The organism is Culturomica sp. (assembly GCF_003524185.1).
GTDB classification, from domain to species: Bacteria; Bacteroidota; Bacteroidia; order Bacteroidales; family Marinifilaceae; genus Culturomica; species Culturomica massiliensis.
The window spans coordinates 1-3,417 of record NZ_DOED01000029.1 but is presented as its reverse complement, the minus strand read 5'-3'; the positions used below and the strand labels follow the sequence as shown (position 1 = coordinate 3,417).

At 44.0% G+C, this 3,417-nt stretch carries 1 protein-coding gene and 1 pseudogene; both read left to right on the top strand.

Features of this window, described 5'->3' with window-relative positions:
* Nucleotides 1–206, top strand: a pseudogene (locus DD657_RS09830) (PorV/PorQ family protein); the annotation flags it as partial.
* Between the two features lie 333 nt (nucleotides 207–539).
* Nucleotides 540–3,290, top strand: coding sequence for a S8 family serine peptidase (locus tag DD657_RS09825; RefSeq protein WP_287049742.1), 2,751 nt, complete (start codon nucleotides 540–542; stop codon nucleotides 3,288–3,290).
* Nucleotides 3,291–3,417: the final 127 nt, after the last annotated feature.

Sequence of the window (3,417 nt, the reverse complement as noted above, 5' to 3'; positions counted from 1 at the left end):
TTGGGGCCGAATACCTTTACAACGATCTGATAGCGGTGCGCGGGGGTTATCACATCGGGGCCGATAAGAAGACACGTCCGAGTTATGCCACTCTGGGTTGCGGTCTGATGTACCGCGGAGCAGAAGTGAACTTTGCTTACTGGCTGGCAGGCAGTGATTCACCGGTGAAGGGGACGTTCTGTCTCTCTGCCGGATGGAATTTTTAAAAGGCCGGGAGGATATTTTAGAGGACGGCGGAATTTGATCAGGGAATCGTCTGAAAAGTTTTGTTTATAATACAAAAGCTTTTCGGGCGATTTTTTTAGATTTATATTCACTGTTTTATTAAAAACCGGATGTTTCAAATTGTTTTCAGAAATGTGAAAAACCTATTCAGACAAGGGTATTTAGTTAAATTACAATATAAAATACCCATATTTGTTTAAATTGAAACAAAAATAACGAATGGAAATATTATTTTTTACATTTTAAAATAGTATAATTGTGGTTTGAAAACAGGAGAGGCTATTAAACTTTGTTTTACCATTAAATTTATGACGATGAATACCCGTCTATTATTTCTTTTATTTTTATTGTTCGCATATTCTTGTAGCGAGGATAAAATTGATCGTTCGAATGATAAGGATATACCTGAACAAAAAGTTGTTGAAGGGAATCATTTAGTAAAAGGACTTGTGAGAATCAAGTTAAAAGAAAGTGCTGAGCAACGGGTAAGTTTGACCAGTGTGGATGGAAAGACCCGTACCGGAATTTCGGCATTGGATGAATTGGCAGACCGTTTAGGTGCGACAAAAATCGAGCGGGTATTTCCGCCGGCCGGAGAATTTGAAGCCAGAACGAGAGCGGCCGGTTTACATTTGTGGTATGATATCTATTTTGACGAGACGAAGCCGGTTACCCGGGCTATCGGTGATTTGTCGGAGTTGGCAGAAATCGATAAGGTCGATCCGGTACGTAAGATCAAGCGGGTCGGAGGAGTAGGCCGGGCTATACCGATAACGATGTCCGGAAGCGGGATCGAGGCAGCTTTGCCGGGGAGGCCGAATGATCCTCTTTTGAGGGCGCAATGGCACTATGTAAATGATGGAACTGTGAAGGATGCGGTTGCCGGTGCCGATATTAATTTGTTGGAGGCCTGGAAGGTGACTACCGGGTCGCCGGAAGTGATTGTTGCTATTGTAGACGGTGGTATTGATTATGAGCATGAAGATTTGCAGGATAATATGTGGGTGAACGAGGCAGAAAAAAATGGAGCGGCAGGTCGTGACGACGATAATAATAATTATGTAGACGATATTTACGGATGGAATTTTGTCGATAATACAGCGACGATTATTCCCCATAGCCATGGTACTCATGTTGCGGGTACTGTTTCTGCTGTGAATAATAACGGGAAAGGCTTATGTGGAGTTGCCGGAGGAAGTGGAAATCACGACGGGGTGCGATTAATGTCTTGTCAGATTTTTAAGGCAGACCCGAATGACCCGAATGAGGATATCGGTACAAATCGTACTCCACAGGCGATTAAATACGGGGCCGATAATGGGGCTGTTATCAGTCAGAATAGCTGGGGATTTGTTTTCGATAATAAGGAACAGACCTATATGGATAATGCGACCAAAGAAGCTATCGATTATTTTATAAAATATGCCGGTACGGATAAAAACGGTAATCAGGTGGGGCCGATGAAAGGGGGGATCGTTATTTTTGCCGCCGGTAATGAAGATTCGGATTATAAAGCTTATCCGGCTGCTTATGGGCCGGTGCTGTCTGTTGCGGCCATGGCTCCGGATTATAGAAAGGCATGGTATTCAAATTTTGCGGATTGGATCAATCTTACGGCCCCCGGCGGGACAGAACCGATGGGTGTACGTTATGCTAAAGAGTGTATGGTTGCCAGTACGGGACCGGGAAATGAGTATATATATATGCAGGGAACTTCGATGGCCTGTCCCCATGTATCGGGTATTGCGGCTTTGGTTGTTTCCAAATATGGGGTCGGGCATCCCGGATTTACGCCCAATGATTTGAGAGAACGTCTTTTGGCGGCAACCCGGGATATAGATCAGTATAATGCGGGATATAGAGGAAAAATGGGTGTCGGATACATAGATGCAGCTTTGGCTCTTCAGGAGGATAGAGGCATTGCTCCGGAGCCGGTAGCGGATTTGGCTATCACATGGGGGGCTGCTTCCGTGCTTTTGAAATGGAGTGTTACATCAGACGAAGATAACGGAACGCCGGATCGTTATGATATATATGTGAAGACACAATCTTTTGACGACATGGATTTAAGCGGGATTGAACCGACAAAATCTATCGATGTAAGTCGTATGAAGTTTGGGGATGAGGTGTCTGTGCGGATACAAGGTTTGATTCCGGAGACTCGTTATTATGTTGCGGTTGTCGGTGTGGATCGTTTCGGGAATCGTTCGGCTTATACGGTAGAGGGAGGTGAGACCGTCACAAATGCGGCTCCTGTGGTTGTATGGAGAAATCCTACGGATATCGTATTGAAAGCCTTTGAAACGGCTAGAATTTATTTTGATGTTACGGACCCTGAAGATCAGGTTTGGGAATATCGCCTGGAAAGTACGCCGGATGGCGTTTCTGTCGGCCGGGAGGAGAATACGGTGATTGTGACGATTGTTGCACCTGAAATCACAGCGGGAGTGAAAACTCCGCTTCAGTTAATCGTAACCAATGAAGGAGGAAGTTCGGAAACCGTTGAAATTCCTTATGAAATATTACCCAACCGGACTCCTGAAATAGTCGGGACTGTTACTTTTGAAAATCTCTATTTTGGGAAAGTCGGGGAAACGCAGACCATCGATCTTAATACGTATTTCCGGGATCCGGATGGTGAAAATCTGAAATATACAGCAACTTGTTCATCGAACGGTTTGGTTTCAATAAGTGTAAGCAATAACCAATTGGTATTGAAATCTCTCAGAACCGGGTTGGGTAAGTTGACGATTACTGCGACGGATCATTTAGGTGCTACAGCTAATATTGTAGTTGATATTTTGGTTCGGGATGATTCCCGTATGGCCGATTTTTATCCGAATCCGGTTCGGGATGAATTGAATATCCAGATGGGTAAAGAGGTAAAAGGAAATATTGAAGTCAAATTATATAATACGAATGGCGTACTTGTTCTGGAAACGGGAAAAGAGATTGCCCCTTTCAAGCCTGCTAAATTAGATGTAACTAAATTGCCGGGCGGTAGTTATGTGGTGGTAGTGAAATACAACGGTAAAGAATACAAGAATAACATAGTGAAACTGTAATGATGAAAAGAACAAATATATTATTGGCCTTTCTTTTGTGCTCTTTCTTTGGGGCACAGGGCCAGAGCGTCTCATTTCTGAATATCAATCCCGATGTCCGTTCTGCGGGTATGGGAGACGGTGGTGT

Coding starts and splice junctions, on each gene's coding strand:
- DD657_RS09825 (WP_287049742.1), top strand. CDS start 540: ATGAATACCCGTCTATTATTTCTTTTATTTTTATTGTTCGCATATTCT.